The 21,652-nt window shown below is 71.8% G+C and carries 18 protein-coding genes; 6 read left to right on the forward strand and 12 right to left on the reverse strand.

What is annotated here, in order from left to right; genetic code table 11:
* The 5 genes from IE136_RS33670 to IE136_RS33690 form a co-directional block, all read right to left on the reverse strand.
* On the reverse strand, window positions 1-737 hold a 737-nt coding region (locus IE136_RS33670; RefSeq protein WP_189602384.1), incomplete at its 3' end, for a hypothetical protein.
* 232 nt (window positions 738-969) lie between these two features.
* A complete protein-coding gene (locus IE136_RS33675; protein ID WP_158987983.1) occupies window positions 970-1,575 on the reverse strand; it encodes a type 1 periplasmic-binding domain-containing protein in 606 nt (201 codons plus the stop codon).
* A complete protein-coding gene (locus tag IE136_RS33680) occupies window positions 1,572-2,144 on the reverse strand; it encodes a hypothetical protein (RefSeq protein WP_189602385.1) in 573 nt (190 codons plus the stop codon). Before IE136_RS33680 ends, IE136_RS33675 begins: the two co-directional genes overlap by 4 nt.
* A gap of 139 nt (window positions 2,145-2,283) precedes the next feature.
* The gene (locus IE136_RS33685) at window positions 2,284-3,030 is read right to left on the reverse strand and encodes an N-acetyltransferase (protein WP_158987985.1); all 747 of its coding nucleotides are present in this window, start codon (window positions 3,028-3,030) and stop codon (window positions 2,284-2,286) included.
* Between the two features lie 58 nt (window positions 3,031-3,088).
* On the reverse strand, window positions 3,089-3,769 hold the full coding sequence (locus tag IE136_RS33690; RefSeq protein ID WP_189602386.1) for an HNH endonuclease family protein: 681 nt from the start codon (window positions 3,767-3,769) through the stop codon (window positions 3,089-3,091).
* A 122-nt stretch (window positions 3,770-3,891) separates the two neighbouring features.
* On the opposite strand from IE136_RS33690, the gene IE136_RS33695 reads away from it, so the two are divergent.
* A complete protein-coding gene (locus IE136_RS33695; protein ID WP_158987987.1) occupies window positions 3,892-4,101 on the forward strand; it encodes an antitoxin in 210 nt (69 codons plus the stop codon).
* Window positions 4,102-4,197: 96 nt separating this feature from the next.
* Here IE136_RS33695 and IE136_RS33700 read toward each other — a convergent pair whose 3' ends face one another.
* Entirely contained in the window at window positions 4,198-5,091 is an 894-nt protein-coding gene (locus IE136_RS33700; protein WP_189602387.1) for an SCO6745 family protein, read from the reverse strand.
* A gap of 96 nt (window positions 5,092-5,187) precedes the next feature.
* Between IE136_RS33700 and IE136_RS33705 the strand changes: the two genes are divergently transcribed.
* Both IE136_RS33705 and IE136_RS33710 read left to right on the forward strand, forming a co-directional pair.
* Window positions 5,188-5,778 (forward strand): TetR/AcrR family transcriptional regulator, encoded by a 591-nt coding sequence (locus IE136_RS33705; protein WP_189602388.1) that lies wholly within the window; start codon window positions 5,188-5,190, stop codon window positions 5,776-5,778.
* 38 nt (window positions 5,779-5,816) lie between these two features.
* Window positions 5,817-7,142, forward strand: a complete 1,326-nt coding sequence (locus IE136_RS33710) for an SGNH/GDSL hydrolase family protein (protein WP_189602408.1) — start codon at window positions 5,817-5,819, stop codon at window positions 7,140-7,142.
* Between the two features lie 81 nt (window positions 7,143-7,223).
* On the opposite strand, the gene mfd is transcribed toward IE136_RS33710, so the two are convergent.
* Complete coding sequence (gene mfd / locus IE136_RS33715; RefSeq protein WP_158987990.1) at window positions 7,224-10,778, reverse strand: transcription-repair coupling factor; 3,555 nt, start codon at window positions 10,776-10,778, stop codon at window positions 7,224-7,226.
* Window positions 10,779-11,012: 234 nt separating this feature from the next.
* Here mfd and IE136_RS33720 point away from each other — a divergent pair, with 234 nt between their 5' ends.
* Entirely contained in the window at window positions 11,013-11,279 is a 267-nt protein-coding gene (locus IE136_RS33720) for a type II toxin-antitoxin system Phd/YefM family antitoxin (RefSeq protein ID WP_158987991.1), read from the forward strand.
* Complete coding sequence (locus IE136_RS33725; protein ID WP_158987992.1) at window positions 11,276-11,650, forward strand: type II toxin-antitoxin system VapC family toxin; 375 nt, start codon at window positions 11,276-11,278, stop codon at window positions 11,648-11,650. The genes IE136_RS33720 and IE136_RS33725 overlap by 4 nt, the downstream gene beginning before the upstream one ends.
* 76 nt (window positions 11,651-11,726) lie before the next feature.
* On the opposite strand, the gene IE136_RS33730 is transcribed toward IE136_RS33725, so the two are convergent.
* Window positions 11,727-14,300, reverse strand: coding sequence for an ABC transporter permease (locus IE136_RS33730; protein ID WP_158987993.1), 2,574 nt, complete (start codon window positions 14,298-14,300; stop codon window positions 11,727-11,729).
* On the reverse strand, window positions 14,297-15,061 hold the full coding sequence (locus IE136_RS33735; protein WP_373309204.1) for an ABC transporter ATP-binding protein: 765 nt from the start codon (window positions 15,059-15,061) through the stop codon (window positions 14,297-14,299). Before IE136_RS33735 ends, IE136_RS33730 begins: the two co-directional genes overlap by 4 nt.
* Window positions 15,062-15,649: 588 nt before the next feature.
* Between IE136_RS33735 and IE136_RS33740 the strand changes: the two genes are divergently transcribed.
* Window positions 15,650-17,209, forward strand: coding sequence for an MFS transporter (locus IE136_RS33740; RefSeq protein WP_229819451.1), 1,560 nt, complete (start codon window positions 15,650-15,652; stop codon window positions 17,207-17,209).
* Window positions 17,210-17,213: 4 nt separating this feature from the next.
* Here IE136_RS33740 and IE136_RS33745 read toward each other — a convergent pair whose 3' ends face one another.
* The 3 genes from IE136_RS33745 to IE136_RS36235 form a co-directional block, all read right to left on the reverse strand.
* Window positions 17,214-19,451 carry an FG-GAP-like repeat-containing protein gene (locus IE136_RS33745; RefSeq protein WP_158987995.1) on the reverse strand — a complete coding sequence of 746 codons (2,238 nt, stop codon included), beginning with the start codon at window positions 19,449-19,451 and terminating at the stop codon, window positions 17,214-17,216.
* A gap of 67 nt (window positions 19,452-19,518) precedes the next feature.
* Window positions 19,519-20,457 carry a coiled-coil domain-containing protein gene (locus tag IE136_RS33750; RefSeq protein ID WP_229819453.1) on the reverse strand — a complete coding sequence of 313 codons (939 nt, stop codon included), beginning with the start codon at window positions 20,455-20,457 and terminating at the stop codon, window positions 19,519-19,521.
* Between the two features lie 115 nt (window positions 20,458-20,572).
* Window positions 20,573-21,652: SUKH-4 family immunity protein (locus tag IE136_RS36235; RefSeq protein WP_229819455.1), on the reverse strand; the 1,080-nt coding region annotated here is incomplete at its 5' end.

Below are 21,652 nucleotides of genomic sequence, written 5' to 3' on the forward strand. Positions count from 1 at the left end.
GTCCAGGAGTTCGCCGCCTGCGGCGAGCGCAGGACGACGTTCTCCTTGAAGCCCTCCGCCAGCGGCACCAGCTGCACATCGGTGTCCGGCAACACATCGGCGTAGGTCACCGTGCCGTTCGCGGCCACCGTGGGCTCGGCCTTTGCGGCATCCTTCAGCGCGTACCCGAGCGAGCGCCCGGCGCCGAAGTCGACCGACGCCAGCTGCTGGTCCGAGGCGTCCTGCGCGAACTCGACATCCAGGGAGTTGGCGCGCTGCTGCAGACGGCCGTCGGTGTCCTCGGTCAGCCGGGTGTCGATCGGCTTCCAGGAACCGTCCGCGCCCTTGAAGTTGGTACGGCCCGCGAAGTGACGCACGGTCGTGGAGCCGTCGGCGTTGACGTAGAAGTCGGACGTCGCCGTCGACTTCTTCGCATCCCGCTTGCTCGTGCGGGCGTCGAAGCTCTTGGCGTCGCCCTTGGCAGCACCGGTCTTCGACGTGCCCGGGCGCTCGTTCGGCCGCTCGAACGCATCGAGCTCACCCTTGCCCTTGCCCGGCTTGCGCCCGGCATCACCCTCGGCGCTCGTGGCGTCCGAGGAGGCGTGGTGCCCCTTGCCACGGGCGGTACCGCCCTGCTGGTCAGGGGTGTCCAGAGGGTTCTCGTTGATCCATTTCCAGAGCCCGGAGAGGGAGAGTTGGGGCATCTTCACCGGCGAGAGCGTGGCCCCCATGGCCATCGCCGTCTCGGTGGTGAGCATGCCGGAGAAGAAGACAAGAACGAAAAGAGCCGTAGCCCTCAGTCTGCGCCTACCGGAACGACCCGGTGGAAACAGCCGAGGGCTACGGACCCAGCGAACACGCATGGGGAGCCTTTGCTATCACGTTGCCAATAGAGCCCCGTGAGCCTGCCCGATGCGCGTACGTCAGTTCCACTTGAGATCCGGCTCTTTATAAGATCTTTACCTGCCAAGGGGAACTGGTGCTTGACCGTTACGGAGCAGCGTCCTTGACGGCCCGTCTGACAGCGTCCGCCACCGCCTTCTTGAGGCCTTCGCCCGACGTCACCAGCGTGACGTTTCCGGCGCCCGACGAGCCGTCCACGACGACGAATCGAACCTTCGGGTGCTTCTTGGCCCCCTCCTCGGTGACCTTCACCTGGGGGGCGCCGGACGCGAGGACGACATCGCACTGACGCTGCATCAGACCGTTGAAGAAGGGCTGGACGTTGGCCACCGACTGCTCACCCATCACGGGCACGAAGGTGACGCGGACCTGAGTCTCCCCGGACGCCTGCTGCATGCCCTCCCAGACGGGGGCGGCCGGCGCGCCGGTCACGATGCCCTTCTCGTCGGTGAGGAGGCAGGCGTCGAAGTCCTTGTACTGGCGGGCCCTCGGGTCGGGCGGCCCGTCCTGCTTGCCGCCGACGAAGATCCAGACGGCGAGGAGGCCGAGGGCCAGGACGGCGGCGCTCGCCACCGTCCAGCCGGCGCGGCCGCGCAGCGCGCCGGCTGCCGAGGCGAGTACGCGGGGGACGCGGGAAGTCGCGGAGGAATCGGCCTGCTTGGCCGTATTGCGCCAGGTTCGTCGGGTCTTCATGCGTTCGGGCCCGCCGTCTTCGTGTCGTCCGTCTTCGTGTCGTCCGACTTCGTGTCGTCCGACTTCGTGAGCGACGGCGCGGTGGGAGCGGGCGCGGCCTCGGCAGGCGCGGCCTCGGCGGCCTTTTCGAGGGACGTCGCTTCGACGTGGGCGACGGGCGCGACAGGCGCGGTCCCGGCGGGTGCGGCCTCCGTAAGCGCCGCCTGCGCGGGCACCGCCCGTGTGCGGGCGGGACGGACGACCAGGCAGTGGACCGCCGCGGCGACCGAGGCGCCCAGCAGCAGCAGGACGTCCAGCGCGTACTGGGCGCCGTGCGTCTCCTCGGGCGTCAGCGCGATCTGGAACGACCAGGCGACCGACAGCGCGGTGAAGACGACGGCGGCCAGCCAGTCGCCGCGCGTGCCCCGGCGCAGGGCGAGGACCAGGGAGGGTACGAAACCGAACACCCCAAGGCTCAGGAGCGGCACGACCGCTAGGGCCAGCCGGGCCCGTATACCGGGCAGGGCGGGCTCATGGACCGGCGGCGTCGGACTCGGGTCCGCACTCTCGACGGCGACGGCTTGGTTCACGATCGGTGACCTCTCCGGGGCGGGGCATACGGCAGGGACGCCGTACGGTACATCCCCCCTCCCGGTACGTCGCCTCCCGGGTCGGTCACAGGAGGGGATCGACCCTGCGCAGCACCGCCGAACAGCTTCGGCCGAGAAGCTAGAGCCGGTGCCGGACCCACACGTTCGGCTCGACGTAGACGGCGTAGCCGCGCGAGGCCTCGCAGTGCACCGGCACCAGGGCGCCGGCCACCTCCACGGGGCCGTCGGTGTCGAACGGCAGCCCCGTCCACGCGCGCCACTCCTCGAGGGAGCCGGAAATCGTCATCGAGGCCGGAGCGACCCGCTCGATGGTGCCGCCGGCGCGGACGTGGACGCGCAGCCAGGGGTCGTGCGGCAGCCCGTCCGCCTCGCGGGTGCGGAAGGCGTACTCGTCGATGGAGGCCGCGGCCTCCAGGTGCTTGCCGTTGGGCCGGACCGGGGCGACGACCTCGGTGAAACCGAGGCGCTCGGCGTTGTCGCGCATCGCGGCGAGCATCCGCCCCGAGAGACCCTTGCCCAGCGCACCGGTGTCGACGCACACCTCGATCGCGCTGACGGTGTCCGGGGTGCGGCCGTGGCGCAGGTCGGAGAACGCCCACAGCATCACCTGGTCCCACCCGCGCGCGGGCAACGCACGGCGGCCCTCCGCCTGGAGCTGGAACGGCACGCTGAACGCACGGGCTACGACCTCGCCCTCGGCGTCGGTGGCCACGAGGACGTACTCGGGCAGCTCCGTCACGATCCGCGCCATGTACCCCCAGCCGACCGGGTCGTGGAGCGTGAACTCCGGCCAGAGATCCTTCATCTGCCACATCCGGCCCTGCAGTTCGGGACGTTCGGCGAGGGTCGTTATGTTCAGCTCCATCGGGGCAGGTTAACGATCACTCGCACGCGCACCAACCGCTTTTCGGCAGCGGCACCCCCTATGGCAGCCGCTGCTCGGGACAGGTGCCCAGGACGCGCTTCATCGCGTCGCGCTCGCCACGCGTGACCCACACCCCGTACTTCTTCTTCACCGCGACCTGCGCGGCCACGTAGGTGCAGCGGTACGCCTTGTTGGGCGGCAGCCAGGTGGCGGTGTCCCCGTCGGACTTGCGGCGGTTGGCGGTCGAGTCGACGGCCAGGAGGTTGAGCGGATCGTTGGCGAACCGTCGCCGCTTGTCCGCGTCCCACCGCTGCGCGCCCTTCTGCCAGGCGTCGGAGAGCGCGACGAGGTGGTCTATGTCGACCTTGCTGCGGCCCCGTACGAAGTCGACGCGTCCACCGGTGTACGGGTCGTGGGCGAGAACCCCGGAGGCGACCTTGCAGCGGCCCTCCTTGAAGCGGACGCCGGTGAGGTCGCGCTTGAGGATGTCGTCGCGGGTTCCGCAGCCGTTGGCGTCGACGTCGGCCCAGGCGCGGCCGAACTTCTCCCGGTCGTAGCCGGTCTTCGGCGCGCGGCCCTTGACGGTGAGCGTGTCCACGGCGGCGAGCGCGGAGCCGGCGGGGCCGGGGGCGCCCTCGGTCGGGGAACGGTCGGCGGGCGTCGTACAGCCGGCCGTCGCGAGGACGGCGGCTGCGGCGAGGGCGGCCAGGGGCGGGGTGGTCCTGCGGTAGCTGAGCACGCCGGGATCCTAGCCACGCCCCTTCATGGTCCAGACCATCAAGTCGCTCAGCGCGCGGAAACGGCCGGGGGCGCGTAGCGTCGAATGCGCTGTATGCCCCCCTTCCGAAGGAGTCAGTGCGCATGGGGATCATGGACAAGCTCAAAGAGATGATGGGCCAGCACCCGGACAAGACCCAGCAAGGGATCGATCGCGCCGGGGACATGGTCGACAAGAGAACCGGCAACAAGCACGCGGACAAGGTCGACCGGGCACAGCAGCACATGAAGGACAGGCTCGGCAGGAAGGACTCGCCGGAGCAGCCGCCTCCGCCGCCGCCTCCCTCGGCCTGACGATCCCGCCCACGACACCTCCGGCCGCGGAGTGCCTCGCACACTCCGCGGCCGCGCCCCGCCCGGCCCGGCCCGGCCTCAGTCAATCGGCGGTCCTCAGATCTTCCCGATGCCCAGGGTGTTCTCGGCCGGGAGCAGTCCGGAGCCGATGACGGCCAGCCAGGGACCGCCCAGGAGTTCGGCGAGTCGCGTGGTGTCCCCGGGGCCGAGGGCGGCCCAGGGGGCCGCGGCCAGGCGGTCCGTACGCAGCTCCACCTCCGCGCGCAGGGCGCGTCCGGCCTCGGTGGCCGTGCCGTCGGCGGCCAGCAGTCCCCGGGCGGCGAGGCGCTCCCGGGCCGCACCCCATTCGGCGGCGCTCCAGCCACGGCTCTCGAAGGTCTTCTCCGAGGCCGCGCCGACCGCCGCGAAGGAGACCAGGGCCTCGACCGGGTCGAGCCCGGCCGCGAGCAGCGCGGCCACGTGACCGTCGCCGCGGTGTTCGCGCAGCAGCGTCGCCGCCTGCCAGAGGACCAGGTGCGGTGCGTCCGCCCAGGGCAGTTCGGCGTTGGCGGCCGCCAGGGGCCGGCCGGCGGTCGGGGCCGCCTCGGCGACGCGCCGGGCGAGGGCGGCGGCTTCGGCCAGCTCTGGCCCCTCGACGGTGGCGGCGCCGAGGACCGAGCGGTAGGCCCGGTCCACGGCGCGCAGCCGGGCGGCGAGCACATCGGCGGGCGGGGCCGTGCGCCAGACCTCGGGCACGTACCGGGCGACCATCGACGGGCTGAAGCTGTAGAACGCGGACGCCACCCGCTCCGCCCCGGCCGGGCCCAGGGGCGCGGCGCGCCAGGCGAAGTAGCCGGGCCAGCGCTCCTCGACGTCGTGACCGAGGGCGGCGGCCTCCTCGAAGGCCTCGGGGGCGTAGTAGAGCAGCGCGTGCAGGGGTTCCAGCAGATGCCACATCTGCCGCACGCGTCCGGGCTCCACGTTCGACGCGTGTGCGGTCTCCGCGGTCATGGCTTCCTCCTGCGTCTCGCATCTCATCTTGTCACCGCCTAGATTGCTCTCGTCCGGCAAACTTGTCAATGCCTAGATTTGGCGTAGGCTGCTGTCATGAGCAGTCGGCGCACCTACCACCACGGCGACCTGCGGCAGGCCGTCCTGACCGCCGCCCTCGACGTCATCGCCACCGAGGGCCCGTCCGCCCTGAGCCTGCGCGATCTGGCCCGCCGCGCCGGCGTCTCGCACGCCGCCCCGGCCCACCACTTCAAGGACCGCGCGGGCCTGCTCACCGCCGTCGCGACCGAGGGCTTCGACCTGCTGGCGGTGGCGCTCGGCGAGGCGGCGGACCTGAAGGACGCGGGCGTGCGGTACGTCCGCTTCGCCGCCGACCACCCGGCGCACTTCCAGGTGATGTTCCAGCCCGACCTGCACCGCCCCGACGACCCGGACCTGCTCGCCGCCAAGGAGCGCGCCGGCGACCGGCTCCGGGCCGGTGTGGCCGGACTGCCCGGCGGCGGCACCCGGGGCACCGACCCGCGCCTCGCGGGCGTGGCGGCCTGGTCGCTCGCGCACGGCTTCGCGACGCTCCTGCTCAGCCACAACCTCGAAGGGCCGATCGGCGAACAGGACCCCGAGGAGGTCTTCCGCACCCTCGCCCGGCTGCTCTTCGCGGACGACGCGCCCCAACCCCCGGGGGAATAACCGGAGTCGATCTCCACTTGGTCACGTGCATGACCACGATGACTTTCACGAAGTCCGTACGCCGCACGGGCGTCACCCTCTTAGCCGCAGCCACGCTGACCGCGCTCCCCCTCACCGGAGCCGGGGCCGGAGCCGGAGCCGGGTTCGGTGCCGGCACCACCTTCGGTACCGGCACCACCGCCGTGGCCGCCGAGCACCGCCATGACGGGTCGTGGCGCGGCGCCTGGGCCACCTCGCCGCAGTACCCGACCGCCCCCTTCGCCCCGAACTGGTCGCAGCAGGGCTTCTCCGACCACACGGTCCGCCAGGTGGTCCGGGTCACCACCGGCGGCACCAAGGCCCGTATCGAGCTCTCCAACCGCTACGGCACGAAGCCGCTGCGGGTCACGGGCGCCACCGTGGCACGCACCGCCGAGGGCGCCTCGGTGAAGGCCGGCTCGGTCCGGCAGCTGTCCTTCGGCAAGGGCCGCTCCGTGACGATCCCCGTCGGCGCCACCGCGTACAGCGACGGTGTGCCGTTCGCGGTGGCCGCCCTGGAATCGGTGACGGTCACGCTCTACCTCGCCGAGGAGACCGGACCCGCCACCTTCCACACCTTCTCCTCCGCCACCAGTTACCGCGCGGACGGCGACCACCGCTCCGACCGGGACGGGACGGCGTTCAAGGAGTCCAGCGACTCCTGGTACTACCTCTCCGGCGTCGAGGTGTCCGGCGGTCAGGCCCCGCGCCGGGACGGCGTCGTCACCTTCGGCGACTCGATCACCGACGGCGTCGGCTCCGGCCTGAACGCGAACGACCGTTACCCCGACGAGCTGGCCGAGCGCTTCGCCGCCGCCGGAAAGCCGCGTGGCGTCGTCAACCACGGCATCGCCGGCAACCAGGTCACCAACGACTGGGCCTGGGCGGGCGAGAAGGGCATCGAGCGCTTCAAGAAGGACGTGCTCACCGAGCCGAACGTGCGCACCGTCATCGTCCTGGAGGGCATCAACGACATCGGCGGAAGCGGCCTGAGCGTCCCGGGCCAGCCCACCACCCCGGAGGTGACCGTCGAGCAGCTCGTCGAGGGCCACCGCGAGCTGATCCGGCAGGCCCACGCCAAGGGCGTCAGGATCGTCGGTGCGACGCTGACCCCGATCAAGGGCTCGGTCTACGACACCCCGGTCAACGAGGCCAAGCGCGACGCCGTCAACCACTGGATCCGCACGTCGGGCGCGTACGACGCCGTGGCCGACTTCGACCGCGTCGTCGCCGATCCCGCCGACCCGGACCGCATGCTCCCGGCCTTCGACTCGGGCGACCACCTCCACCCGGGCGACGCGGGGTACCGCGCGATGGCCCAGGCCCTGGACCTCGACGCCCTCTGACGGCCCCGAAGGGTCGTCCCGGGGCCGGCCCCGCCCACGACCGGCCCTGGACGGCCCCGGACGGCCCCGGACGACCCTCCCCTACGACCCGAGGATCGTCGTCAGGAACTCGCCCGTCCACGCGAGCAGTTCGCGCCCCACCACCGGCTTTCCGCCGATCTTGCCGCTCGTCGGCCGGGGCACCAGGATCTGGTGGACCGCCGGCTTGATGACCGTGCGCGGGTAGAGCCGCTTGAGCCGCAGCTCCTGCGACTCGCGCAACTCCACCGGCGCGAAGCGGATGTTCGGACCCTGCAGAACGATCTCACCGACCCCGCAGGCCCGCGCCAGCATCCGCAGACCGGCCACGAGGAGCAGGTTCTCGACCGGCTCGGGCAGCTTGCCGTAGCGGTCGGTGAGCTCCTCCCGTACCGCCTTGACGTCCTCCTCCGAGTTCGCCGAGGCGATGGCGCGGTACGCCTGCAGGCGCAGCCGCTCGCCCGGCGCGTAGTCGTGCGGCACATGGGCGTCGACCGGGAGCTCGATCTTGACCTCCAGCGGGGCCTCCTCCTCGGCGCCCCCCTCCATCTGCGCCCGGTAGTCCGCGACCGCCTCGCCCACCATCCGTACGTACAGGTCGAAGCCGACGCCCGCGATGTGACCGGACTGCTCGCCGCCGAGCAGATTGCCCGCGCCGCGGATCTCCAGGTCCTTCATCGCCACGTACATGCCGGCGCCCATCTCGGTGTGCTGCGCGATCGTCGCCAGCCGCTCGTGCGCGGTCTCGGTCAGCGGCTTCTCCGGCGGGTACAGGAAGTACGCGTAACCCCGCTCGCGGCCACGGCCGACCCGGCCGCGCAGCTGGTGCAGCTGCGAGAGGCCGAAGTTGTCACCGCGCTCGACGATGAGCGTGTTGGCGTTGGAGATGTCGATGCCGGACTCGACGATCGTCGTGGAGACCAGCACGTCGAACTTCTTCTCCCAGAAGTCCACCACCACCTGCTCCAGTGCGCTCTCGCCCATCTGGCCGTGGGCGGTGGCGATCCGGGCCTCCGGGACGATCTCCCGCAGCCGGGCCGCCGCCCGGTCGATCGACTCGACCCGGTTGTGGATGTAGAAGACCTGACCCTCGCGCAGCAGTTCACGCCGGACGGCCGCGCCGATCTGCTTCTCCTCGTACGGGCCGACGAAGGTGAGGACCGGGTGCCGCTCCTCCGGCGGGGTGGTGATCGTCGACATCTCGCGGATGCCCGTCACCGCCATCTCGAGCGTACGGGGGATGGGGGTGGCCGACATCGTCAGGACGTCGACGTTGGCCCGCAGCTTCTTCAGCTGCTCCTTGTGCTCGACACCGAAGCGCTGCTCCTCGTCGACGATGACCAGCCCCAGGTCCTTGAACTTGGTCTCGGACGAGAACAGGCGGTGCGTGCCGATGACGATGTCGACCGAACCGTCCCGCAACCCCTCCAGCGTCGCCTTGGACTCGCTCTCCGACTGGAAGCGGCTGAGCGCGCGTGTGACGACGGGGAACTGCGAATACCGCTCCGAGAAGGTCCCGAAGTGCTGCTGCACAAGCAGCGTCGTCGGGACGAGGACGGCGACCTGCTTGCCGTCCTGGACCGCCTTGAAGGCCGCCCGGACCGCGATCTCGGTCTTGCCGTAGCCGACGTCGCCGCAGATCAGACGATCCATGGGGACCGTCTTCTCCATGTCCTCCTTCACCTCGGCGATGGTGGACAGCTGGTCGGGCGTCTCCACGTACGGGAAGGCGTCCTCCAGTTCGCGCTGCCAGGGGGTGTCCGGGCCGAAGGCGTGCCCGGGCGCCGCCATACGGGCCGAGTACAGCTTGATCAGGTCGGCGGCGATCTCCTTGACCGCCTTCTTCGCTCGCGCCTTGGTCTTCGTCCAGTCCGCGCCGCCGAGCCGGTGCAGCGTCGGCGCCTCGCCGCCCACGTACTTGGTGACCTGCTCCAGCTGGTCGGTGGGGATGTAGAGCCGGTCGCCGGGCTGGCCGCGCTTGGCCGGCGCGTACTCGACGAGGAGGTACTCGCGGGTGGCGCCCTGCACCGTGCGCTGGACCATCTCGATGTACCGGCCGACGCCGTGCTGCTCGTGCACGATGTAGTCGCCGACCTCCAGGGTCAGCGGGTCGATCGTCTTGCGCCGCTTGGCCGGCATCCGCTGACCGTCCTTGCCGGCCGCCTTCTGCCCCGACAGGTCCGTCTCGGTCAGGACGGCGAGCTTGAGCGCCGGGTCGACGAAGCCGTAGTCGATCGAGCCGCACGCCACGTGCACGACCGACGGCGAGATCTCCGTCAGGTCGGCGTCGAGACGGGCCGCGATCCCCTCACCGCCGAGGACCTCGACCGTGCGGGCGGCCGGGCCGTGCGCCTCCGTGACATAGACCGTGCGCCAGCCGTCGGCCAGCCAGCCCTTGGTGTCGGCGAGCGCGCGGGCGGTGTCGCCGCGGTACGTCTCCGGGGCGTGCATCCCGAGCTTGAGGCCCGCCGGCTCGCCGGCTGATGTCACCGTCGCGTCGAGCTCTTCGTCGGCGGCGAACGGGGAGACCGACCACCACATCATGTCGAGCTCGCGCGCCCGGTCCCGTACGTCCGCGATCCCCCACAGGGAGGCCGCGTCGACGTCGATCGGGGCCTCGCCTCCGCCGGCGGTCGCCGCCCAGGAGGCCTGGAGGAACTCCTGCGAGGTCGCGACCAGGTCCGCGGCCCGGGTGCGGACCCGCTCGGGGTCGCAGACCACGGCCATGGAGCCCTTGGGCAGCACGTCGAGCAGCAGCTCCATGTCGTCGACCAGGACGGGCGCGAGGGACTCCATGCCCTCCACCGCGATCCCCTCGGCGATCTTGCCGAGCAGTTCGCCCAGCTCCGGGTGGAGCTCGGCGAGGGCCCGGGCCTTCTCCCGTACGGAATCGGTCAGCAGCAGCTCGCGGCAGGGCGGCGCCCACAGGCCGTGCTCGGCCACTTCCAGGGAGCGCTGGTCGGCGACCTTGAAGTAACGGATCTCCTCGACGTCGTCGCCCCAGAACTCGATCCGGAGCGGGTGCTCCTCGGTCGGCGGGAAGACGTCCAGGATGCCGCCGCGGACGGCGAACTCGCCGCGCTTCTCGACCAGCTCCACCCGGGAGTAGGCGGCGGCCGCGAGGCCCTCGACGACCTCGTTCAGATCGGCGGTCTGCCCGGTCCTCAGGGCCACCGGCTCCAGGTCGCCGAGCCCCTTGACCTGGGGCTGGAGCACGGACCGTACGGGGGCGACGACCACCCGCACCGGCCCGGCGGCCGGGTCGTCCGGCGAGGGGTGGGCGAGCCGGCGCAGCACCGCGAGGCGGCGGCCGACGGTGTCGGAGCGGGGGGAGAGCCGTTCGTGCGGCAGCGTCTCCCAGGAGGGGTAGTCGACGACCGTGTCGGGGTCGAGGAGGCCGCGCAGCGCCGCGGCCAGGTCTTCGGCCTCCCGGCCGGTGGCGGTGACGGCGAGCACCGTACGGCCCGCCTCCCGGGCCAGCGCGGCCACCGCGAACGGACGCGCGGCCGGCGGGCCGACCAGGTCCACGTGCATGCGGTTGCCGTCGGCGGCGGCCTTCACCGCTTCGGCGAGGGCCGCGTCCTTGACGACGACGTCAAGCAGACCGTGCAGACTCATGGACTTCCATCCCGGGGTGGTCAAGCGGGGATAAACGGGCAACGCGAACAGCCCGGCACGTGTGACGGGCCGGGGGTCCCGGCACGACGGCCGGGTGCTCCCAGCCTACGACGTGGCCGGCTCACCGGCGCGGGTGAAAGCGTTCACTCGGTGGAGTGGGAGAGCTGGCCCCCGATCGGCGCCCACCTCTAAGCTAAGTCCATAACTTAGTCCGCCTAGCTGTGAGAGGCCGCCATGGAAGCAGCCCGGCAGTACAACGTCCACGAGGCGAAGACCCACTTCTCGAAGATCCTGGAAGTGGTTGCCACGGGCGAGGAGGTGATCATCAGCAAGTCCGGCGAGCCGGTCGCGAAGGTGATCCCGCTGGCCTCCAAGGTCCGGCGGACCGCGCGCGGTTCCCTCACCGAGCCCGTCGTCTTCCGTGACGACTTCGACGACCTCTCCGACGACCCCGGCTTCGCCGAGGCGTTCGGCCTGCGCCCGGAGGGCTCCGCCGGGTGAAACTCCTCGTCGACACCCACGTCGTCGTGTGGTGGCTGCTCGACTCCCCCCAACTGTCGGACGAGACCAAGGACCTCCTCGACACGGAGGCCCTCGCCTACGTCAGCGCCGTGACGCCTTGGGAGCTGGCCGTCAAACAAGCGCTCGGCAAGCTCGAAGGTCCTCCGGACCTGCCGGAGCGGGCCCGGGACTGCCAGCTCAAGGCCCTCCCCGTCACAGGGCTCCACGGCATCCGCGCCGGGCAGCTCCCGCCCCACCACCGCGACCCCTTCGACCGGATACTGATCGCCCAGGCCCAGACCGAGGGGCTCACCCTCGTCACCCGGGACAAGCACATCCCGCTCTACGACGTGCCGGTGCTCACCGTCTGAGGGCGACACACGCGTACGGCCCCCGGGGGACGCACCGGGGGCCGTACACGGTTCGCAGCCGGAGTGCTTCGCCGGACTACTCCGTCGCGATGGCGTTCAGGACGTTCATCCGCCCCGCGCGGAAGGCCGGGACCAGCGCCGCGAACAGCCCCACGAACGCCGAGCCGACGAAGACCGTCATGATCGTCGGCCACGGGATCTCCAGGATCCCGAGCCCCTCCAGGGCCAGCAGCTTCTGGGCCGCCGTGCCCCAGCCCATGCCCAGGCCGAGCCCCAGCAGGGCGCCGAAGAGCGCGATGACCACCGATTCGAGGCGGATCATGCGGCGCAGCTGGCGGCGCGAGAGGCCGATGGCCCGCATCAGGCCGATCTCCCGGGTCCGCTCGACCACCGACAGCGCGAGCGTGTTCACCACGCCGAGCACGGCGACGATGATCGCCAGGGCCAGCAGGCCGTACACGATGTTGAGCAGCTGGCCGACCTGGTCCTTCAGGTCCTGCTTGTAGTCGGCCTGGTTCTGCACCTTGTACTGCGGGTAGGCGGCGAGCGACTCCTTGAGGGCCGCGTACGCCTCGGCCTCCTTGCCGTCCTCGGCCGTCGCGAACATGATCATGCTCTTGGGGAGCTTGTCGGCGGGCAGGTACCGCGCGGCGGTGGTGATGCCGGTGTACATGGCGCCCTTGTCGACGTTGTTCTCGTCCGAGGTGATCGCCGCGACCGTGAGCTTCGCGCTCTCGCCGCCCTTGAAGGCGACGGTCAGGACGTCGCCGACCTTCACGCCGTGCTCGGTGGCGTAGTCGCTGCCCACGGACATCGCGTTCTCGTCGTACGCCTTCGCGAGGGTGCCCGCGGTGGTGTCCCGGCGCAGGTCCTTGGCGTACGTCGGGTCGGCGGCGACCAGGCCCTTCTTCACGGCCTTGCCGTTCGGGTCGGTGATCGTCGCCTCGACCCACTTGTACTCGGTGACGTGGCTCAGGCCCGGCGACCTCTCCAGGGCGGCCTGCGCCTGCGGCATGACCGGCTGCCCGTTGGTGGACTGGACGATGAAGTCCGCGCCGACCGAGCGGTCCAGCTCCTCGGTGGCCGAGGCGACCATGGACGACCCGACGACCGACAGGCAGGCGACCAGCGCGAGCCCGATCATCAGGGCGGCGGCGGTCGCTCCCGTCCGGCGCGGGTTGCGCAGCGCGTTGCGCTCGGCCATCCGCCCGACGGGGCCGAAGACACGCAGGACGACGGCGCCTAGTACCCGGACGACCCCGCCCGCGAGGAGCGGTCCGACGACGATGAAGCCGATGAGGGAGAGGACGACGCCGAGGCCGAGCCAGAGGGAGCCGGCGGAGGCCTTCTCGGCCTGGGTCGCGGTCCACAGGGCGGCGGCACCGCCGGCCGTGAGGAGCAGACCGAGCCCGCCCCGTACGCGTCCCGCCCGGCCGTCGGCCGGGGTGCCGGCGTCGCGCAGGGCGGCCATCGGGGAGATCTTCCCGGCCCGGCGGGCGGGGATGTACGCGGCGAGGACGGTGACGATCACGCCGAGGAGGAGGCCGAGGGCGGGCGTCGTCCAGCGGACGGTCAGGTCGTCGGTGGACAGTTCCATGCCCATGGAGCTCATGAGCTCCATCAGGCCGATCGCGAGTCCGACCCCGGCCGCCACGCCGGCGATCGAGCCGACGACGCCGAGGAACAGCGCCTCGACGAGCACGGACCGGTTGACCTGCTTGCGGCTGGATCCGATGGCCCGCATGAGGCCGATCTCGCGGGTGCGCTGGGCGACCAGCATGGAGAAGGTGTTGACGATGAGGAAGATGCCGACGAGGAAGGCGATCCCGGCGAAGCCGAGCATCGCGTACTTCATGACGTCGAGGAAGCCGGCGACGTCCTCGCGGCCCGCGTCCGCGACCTCGGCGGCGGTCTGGAGCGTGTACCCGCCGCCGACCGCGGCGACGATGTTCGCCTTCAGCGTCTCGTCGCTGACGCCGGGCGCGGCGTCGGCCGTGATCTGGGTGAAGAGGCCCTCCTTGCCGAGGAGTTCGCGCTGGGCGGTGGCGGTGTCGAAGTAGACGACGGTGGCGCCGGGGTTGGTGACCTTGAAGTCGACGATGCCGGAGATCCGTGCCTTGAAGTCGCCGGTGACGGCGATGGTGCGCAGCTCGTCGCCCATCTTCAGCCCGTGCTTCTCGGCGGTGTCGCCGTCGACCATCACCTCGGTGGGTCCGCGCGGTTCATGGCCGGAGGTCACATCCACCGAACGCAGCTCGTTGGCGGACCAGTTGACGGCGATGGTCGGGGCGCCGCTGGTGGGGCCGACGTTCTTGTTCCGGGCGTCCACCACGGTCACGCTCAGCGAGATGACCGAGCCCTGGGCGGCCTCGACGCCCTCGGCGGCGCGCACCCGCTCCACGAGGGAGGCGGGCAGCGTCTCGGGCCGGCCGGTCTGAGGCGTCTCGTCGTCGACCGCCGCGTCCTTGGGGCTGAGGGTGACGTCGGAGGCGGTCGAGGCGAAGAGCTTGTCGAAGGTGGTGTTCATGGTGTCCGTGAACACCAGGGTGCCGCTGACGAACGCCACGGAGAGCAGGACGGCGACGGCGGAGAGCGCCATACGGCCCTTGTGCGCGAAGAAGTTGCGCAGCGAGGTCTTGAGCACGGTCATGACGTCCGCCCCCGGCCGTCGAAGTCCTTCATGCGGTCGAGGACGGCGTCGGCGGTGGGCCGGAACATCTCGTCGACGATCCGGCCGTCCGCGAGGTAGAGGACACGGTCGGCGTGGCTGGCGGCGACGGGGTCGTGGGTGACCATCACGATGGTCTGGCCCAGCTCGTCCACGGACTGCCGCAGGAAGCCCAGCACCTCGGCTCCGGCGCGGGAGTCGAGGTTTCCGGTCGGCTCGTCGCCGAAGATGATCTCGGGGCGGGCGGCGAGCGCGCGGGCCACGGCGACGCGCTGCTGCTGCCCGCCGGAGAGCTGGGTGGGGCGGTGTCTCAGCCGGTCGGCGAGGCCGACGGTCGTCACGACCCGGTCGAGCCACTCGGCGTCGGCCTTGCGACCCGCGATGTCCATCGGGAGCGTGATGTTCTCGAGCGCGTTCAGGGTCGGCAGCAGGTTGAACGCCTGGAAGATGAAGCCGATGCGGTCGCGGCGCAGTCGGGTGAGCTTCTTGTCCTTGAGGCCGGTGATCTCGGTCTCGTCGAGGAAGATCTGTCCGCTGGTGACGGTGTCGAGACCGGCGAGGCAGTGCATCAGGGTCGACTTGCCGGAGCCCGAGGGTCCCATGATCGCGGTGAACTGCCCGCGGTCGATGTCCACGTCGACGTGGTCGAGCGCGACGACCCGGGTCTCGCCGGCACCGTACGCCTTGACGACCTGGCGCGCCCGCGCGGCGACGGCCGTACGCCCTCCAGTGCCCCCGTGCATGGGGATGGTCACAGCCGAAGTCACCGTATGTCTCCTATGTCGATGATGTACGTACACGCGTGGGCGCGGTTCAAGTCTTGGGGAGGTGGGGCGGAGGGTCACTGGTGCGCTTCCCCCTCTCCGCCCGGGGGTTATCCGTAAGACCAAGGTAAGGAGAGCAGGCCGCCCTTCTCCTCCTCCGCCGGGACGAACGGCCCCTGCCTCTTATGGGGGAGGGGCCCCTAGGGGGCTCGGCGCGAGGGTGGAGTTCTCCGAACGCCGGTCACGGCGACCAGGCATCCGAGAGAGGAACGGGGGCGTGGGTCGCGACCGGCTTCCGGCCTGCGGGCGACAGCCGCACCGTTCGAAACCCCGCCCTCGCGTTCCCGGACCACGCACACGATGTGTGCCGCCCGGACGCGACGCGAAAGCGCACGGCCAGCGTGCCCGGCACCGTTCGGGGCACGCGGCTGAGCACGAGTCCTGGCAGCGGGACTCGCTCCCCGCCCAGTTCCTGGAAACGGTTCTCCACCCTGGGTTCGAGTGAGAAGCTGTGCCGACGAATTAGATGTACGACGCATCGGCCGGAGCGGGGAGAGGGACGACGGGGTGCCCGAGACGACGACTCAGCAGGCCGCGAACCCGGCCACCGCTCCGCGCGGGCGCGGCCCGGTCGTCGCGGGCCTGATGCTGGTGATGGGCCTGACCGCGCTGGACGGCACGGTCGTGTCGACGGCCGTCCCTCAGATCGTGGGAGACCTCGGCGGACTCACCGTGTTCTCCTGGCTGTTCTCCGGTTATCTGCTCGCCGTGACCGTGACACTGCCGGTGTACGGCAAGCTCTGCGACACCTTCGGCCGCAAGCCGGTCCTGATCGCCGGGACCGTCCTCTTCCTCGTCGGCTCCCTGCTGTGCGCGGCGGCCTGGAACATGGCCTCGCTCATCGCCTTCCGGATCGTTCAGGGGCTGGGCGGCGGCGCACTGCAGGGAACGGTCCAGACGATCGCGGCGGACCTGTACCCGCTGCGGGAACGCCCCAAGATCCAGGCGAAGCTCTCCTCCGTCTGGGCCACGGCCTCGGTGGCGGGCCCGGCGGCGGGCGGTCTGCTCGCGGGGTACGCGGACTGGCGCTGGATCTTCCTGATCAACCTGCCGGTGGGGCTGGTGGCCCTGTGGCTGGTCGGCCGGTTCCTGGTGGAGCCCCGCAGACGCCCGACACCGGCGGCAGCGGAAGCGGAAGCGGGTTCCGGGGCGGGCGGGACTTCGTCGGGCAGGCCCTCCGTCGACTGGGCCGGCGCCGTGGCCATCTTCGCGACCGGCGCCCTGCTCCTCACCGCGCTCGTCCAGGGCGGGGTCGCCTGGCCCTGGCTGTCCGCGCCCTCCCTGGGCCTGTTCGGCGGCGCGTTCGCCCTCGCCGCGCTGACCGTCCTCGTCGAGCGCCGCGCGGCCGAACCGATCATCCCCGGCTGGATCTGGCGCCGTCGCACGATCGCCGCGGTCAACCTGGCCCTCGGCGCGCTCGGCCTGCTGATGGTGGCCCCGACGGTCTTCCTTCCCACCTACGCCCAGGCCGTCCTCGGACTCGGCCCGATCGCCGCCGGCTTCGTCCTCTCGGCGATGACCCTGAGCTGGCCGGTCACGGCGGCCCTCTCGAACCGGGTCTACACCCGCATCGGCTTCCGCCTCACCGCCGTCGTCGGCATCACCCTCGCGCTGCTGGTCCTGCTCGTCTTCCCCCTGCTCCCGTTTCCCGGCGAGCCCTGGCAGCCGGCGCTCCTCATGCTGCTGCTCGGCGGCGCGCTCGGCTTCTTCCAGCTCCCGCTCATCGTCGGGGTCCAGTCGACCGTCCCGTACGAGGAACGCGGCACGACGACCGCGTCCGTCCTCTTCTGCCGGCAGGTCGGCCAGAGCGTCGGCGCGGCCCTCTTCGGCGCCGTCGCGAACGGCGTCCTCGCCGCGCACCTAGGGGGCAGCACCCACCTGGACTCACTGGCGTACGCCCTGGACCACGCCGACGACGGCCTGCGCCGAGCGGTCGACGCGGCCGTCGACCACGTCTTCCTCGGCGCGGCGGGCGCGGCGGCCCTGGCCCTGCTGGTGCTGCTGATCGTGGCGCCGCGCCGCTTCCCCGTCCTGGAGGAGGAGGGGGAGCGGCGCGGCGGCGAGTGACGGCTCAGAACACCTGGTCGTAGCTGTCGCCCGTGTGGTTGTACACCTGCGCGAACTGGCGTGCCGCGAAGGGCGCGCGCCAGTCGCCCGTACCGCGGTAGAGGTACGTCGCGCCGTCGGGGCCGTACGCGTACAGGTCGGGACGGCCGTCCTTGTTCGCGTCGCCGATGCCCACGAGGTGCGTGTACGCGCTCCAGCCGCCGCCGAGTCGGACACGGCTCGCGAACGTGCCGTCGCCCTTGCCCGGGTACAGCCACAGGACACCGGCCTTGTCACGGGCGAGCAGGTCGCCAGCCGGGCCGCCGCCCACATCGCCGACGGCGGTGATCTGGTTGTAGATCCCCCAGCCCCAGCCGACCTTCTTGCGCGGCGCGTAGACGGACGTGTCCGAGCCGGCGCCCTTGTACAGCCACAGGCCGCCCGCCTTGTCGAACGCGACCAGGTCCGCCCGGCCGTCGCCGGTCAGGTCGCTGCCGCCGGCGAGCTGGTCGTAGGTGTTCCAGCCACCGCCGAGGGGCGTCCGGCTCTCCAGCGGGGTCCGGGTGAGGCCCGTACCCCTGAAGAGCCAGAGACCGCCGTTGCGGTCACGGGCGATGGTGTCGGGCGCGTTCGAGCCCGAGACGTCGCCGACCGACTCGAGCCGGTCGTAGCCCTCCCAGCCGTTGCCGACCTCGCGGCCGTAACCGTTGAGCGGAACGTTCGAAAGGGTGTCGGGGTCGACCTTCCACAGGCGGCCCAACCAGTCCCGCGCGAAGACGTCCGGAGTGCCGTTGTCGCTGTAGTCGTGCGGGGCCGGCTTGCGGACGACCGTCAGCGTGCCGGTCCTGGTGACCTGGGCGGCGGAACGGTCGATCGGCTCGACGTCCAACTCCCAGGAGTACTCGCCGTTGGGCGCTTCCGACAGCCAGTCGCCCTGGAAGTCGCCGCTCCAGGTCCAACCGACGGTCTGCTCCCCCCGGTCGGCGAAACCGACGCCCGGAGCCCAGATGAGGTTCTCCGTCGACTCGCCGGTCCGCTTGTGGGTCAGTCTGAGAAAGACCTTCGCGTTGCGGTGCGAGAGTCGCCACGTGAAGTCCACGCCGCTGCTGCGGTCGAAGTCGACGACCTGCGGGACCTCGGAGCCGAGGACGGCGGTGATCGGGTCGCCCGGGGCGCTGACGAGCTCGGCCGCGGGGCGGCCGTCCGCGCCGGGCGAGACGCGGTACAGGCCTTCGCCCCTGTCCGCCGTGCCGCCGCGCACCAGCAGCGTGCCGTTCGGCCCCGGCACGAGCGACGACAGCCGGTCCATGAGCCGCACCGACACGCCGGGGTCGGTGAGGGAGCGGGCGACGAGCGCCGCGTCCGTCGGATCGGAGCTGCCGGGCGTGGCGGCGTATCCGGACACCAGCCAGTCGCCGACCAGGCCGTACCGGTGGTTGTACATGTTCGTCACGGGGATCCGCCGGGTCTCCGAAGAGCCCCGCTTGGCGACGACGATCCCCAGCGGGCTCTCCTCCGTCCACGCCAGGTGGGTGGACGACACGGCGCCCGACGGGGTCTGCCGCCCCGTGGTGGGGTAGGTGTCCGTGACCGCGCCGGCCGCGAGGTCCACGGCCACCCGGTGGTACACGCGGGCCTCCGACGGACCGGAGACCGCGATCAGCGCCGCCGCGCCGGAAGAGGCCGCCGCCATGGAGAAGCCGACCGTCCCTTCAGGCAGGCCGGTCACCGTGCGATCGCTCACCACATCGCCGGTCTTGCCGACCAGGTGGGCCTCCATCGTCCCGTCGGCCTTCTTGACGGCAACCACGAGGGAGGCGCCGGCGTTCCCCCGGTAGGTGTAGTTCGGCCCGAGCCGGTCGAGATCGATCTCGACCGGTGCCGCGCCGGTGGCCATGTCGTGCACCTTGAGGCGCCGCCACTGCGTGAGGCTCGTTGCCTGATCGCCCGTCACCACGACGTCGGAGACGCCACCGCGCACCGCGTCCGCGCTCACCGGCAACGGGGTCGACGACCCGTCGGCGTAACGGATCCATCGCGTCTGTGAGTACTCCCCGCTCTGCCGCGTGAGGAACCCGCTCTCCCCCGCGCTCACCAGCGTGGAGCTCAGTGGAAACGTCACGGCTGTCTGCTGCTCGTCCCCGGCGAACGCCCCCACCGGCGCGGCGGCGGCCGGCACGGCCACGGCGCCCCCCGTCGCGGCCAGAACGGCGGCGACGGCGACGGCCGTCAGACGACGGCCGGGCATGCGCACCTGCTTCATATGTTCCCTCCCCTAGAGGGGAGGAGAGTATCGCCGGACCTGCCGGCGCCCACCGCCAGGTGGCCGGTCAGCCGCCGTCGCCGCCCCGCCGCCCGCGCCGGCCCGGATCCGGGTCCGCGCCCGTGCCCGTTTCCGTGGCCTGGTCCGTGGAGGTCGTACGGCCCGTCAGGGAGGCGAGGGCCGTGCGGACGTGGGCCATGTGGGCGTGGATCTCCTCGCGGGCCTCCTCGTGCTCCCGCAGGACCCGCTGCGTCGCGCGTTCCGTCCGCTCCTGCCGCATCCGGGCCTCGGCCAGCAGCTCCGCCGCCCTGGCCTCGGCGTCCTCCTGGCCGTGGCGCGCCTGTTCCTCCGTCTCGGCGAAGGCGCGGCGGGACTCCGCGAGGCCGGACTCGGCGTGGGCGAACAGCTTCTCGTACCGGGACTCCTGCTCCGCCTCGCGGGCCGCTGTCGCGCGATCGGCCTCCTCCCGCAGGGACGCCTGCTCCTCGCGCTGCGACTCCAGGAGCGCGGCCGCCCTGCGGGCCGTCTCCTCGAAGTCCTCCCGCGCCCCGGCCCGGTGCTCCTCCGCCTCCTCGCGGGCCGCCGCCCGGGCCGACTCGGCCTCGGCCTCGGCCGCCTCCAGGGTCGTACGGGCGGCCGACTCCGCCTCCGACCGGAGCCGTTCGGCGTACGCCCGCGCCGCCTCCGCGGCCTCCGAACCCGCCCGCTGCGCCGCCTCCGCGAGGGCCTGCGCCTGCGCCTCAGCGGCGCGTACGAGGGACTCGTCCTCCGCCTCGGCCAGTTCCAGGATCTCCCGCGCCCGGTCGCCCAGGGACTCGTACCTCTGCGGAGCGAGCGCGGCGACGACCTCCCGCAGCCGGAGGGCCTCCGCCTCCATCTCCTCGGCCAGGACGGTCAGCCGCGCGGCCCGCTCCCAGGCCGCGTCCCGCTCCTCGGACAGCGCGGCGAGGTGGCGGTCGACCTGTTCCGGGCGGTACCCGCGACCCCGTCCGACAGCGAAACTCATCCTGACGCCCCTTCCGTCATGCCTCAAACATCAAGGATGCGACATCAGACAGGACAAAAGACGCCTGACGTGTACGACACGTCAGGCGCCTTTGGTCACACAGGAACAGAATCGGTCAGAGCAGGCCGTCCCACATCTGCTCCAGCAACACCGACCACCAGTTTTCCGGCGACGAGAGCGCCGCCGGGTCCAGCATCGCGAGCTGCGCCTGGAAGTCGACCGTCCAGCGACCCGCCTGCTCCGGATTGAGCCCGAACCGCAGCCGCCACATCCGCCCGAGCAGCGCCATCGAACGCGTGAACTCCGGCAACCCGCTGTTCACGAACTGAGGCGGCACCGGCTGCCCGCCCGGACCGGCCTCGACCGGTACGGCCACGATGTGCGCGGTCCCGTACTGCACACAGATCGCCCGCCCAAAGTCCGAGCCGATCACCAGGTACGACCCCGCGTCCGAGGCCGGCTGGATCTGCCGCTGCGCCGCCAGCTCGGCCAGCGTCGGAACGACCGGCTGGGCCGGCTGCGCCCAGAAGAACGGCCCGAAGTCGGCCGGCAGACCCGCCCATACGAGCGTCAGCGCGACAAGCTCCGGCACACCCTGCCGGGACACGGCCCGCTGATCGAACCGGCAGATGCCGGGGCCGAACGCACCGGCCAGCTCCTGCGCGATCCCCTCCGGGGGGATCGGCGGGGCCGGCTGCACCTGCGGCAGCGGCGCCCGCACCGGGGCGGGGCGCGCCGGACCGTCCGCCACCTGATGCAACTCCCCCTGATGGGTCAGGAGTTGCCGCATGCCCTGCTGACGGCCCGCGTGATCCTTGCCGTACGGCGCGATGTTGGTGATCCGCGCCTGCGGCCAGGTCTCCCGGATCATCCGCGCGCAGTAACCACCGGGCAGCTCACAGGACTCCAGCTCCGTGTGCAGTTCCAGCACCTGCTGCGGCGGCACGTTCATGGCGCGCAGCTCGTGCAGGATCTGCCACTCCGGGTGCGGAGTCCCGGGGGCGGACCGCCGGATGATCTGGGCCTCGGAACCGTCGGGCGCGCGGTAGCGCAGCACGGCCTGATAGCCGGGGCCGACCGTCGGCTGACCCGCCGGCTGCTGCGGGTACCCGTACGCCGGCGGCGGGGTGCCCGGCACGGACGGCGGCGGCCCCGGCGGGGCAGGAGGGCCACCAGGACCGGGGTGCGCCAGCAT

Source organism: Streptomyces lateritius, from assembly GCF_014649715.1.
In the GTDB taxonomy this organism is placed as follows: domain Bacteria; phylum Actinomycetota; class Actinomycetes; order Streptomycetales; family Streptomycetaceae; genus Streptomyces; species Streptomyces lateritius.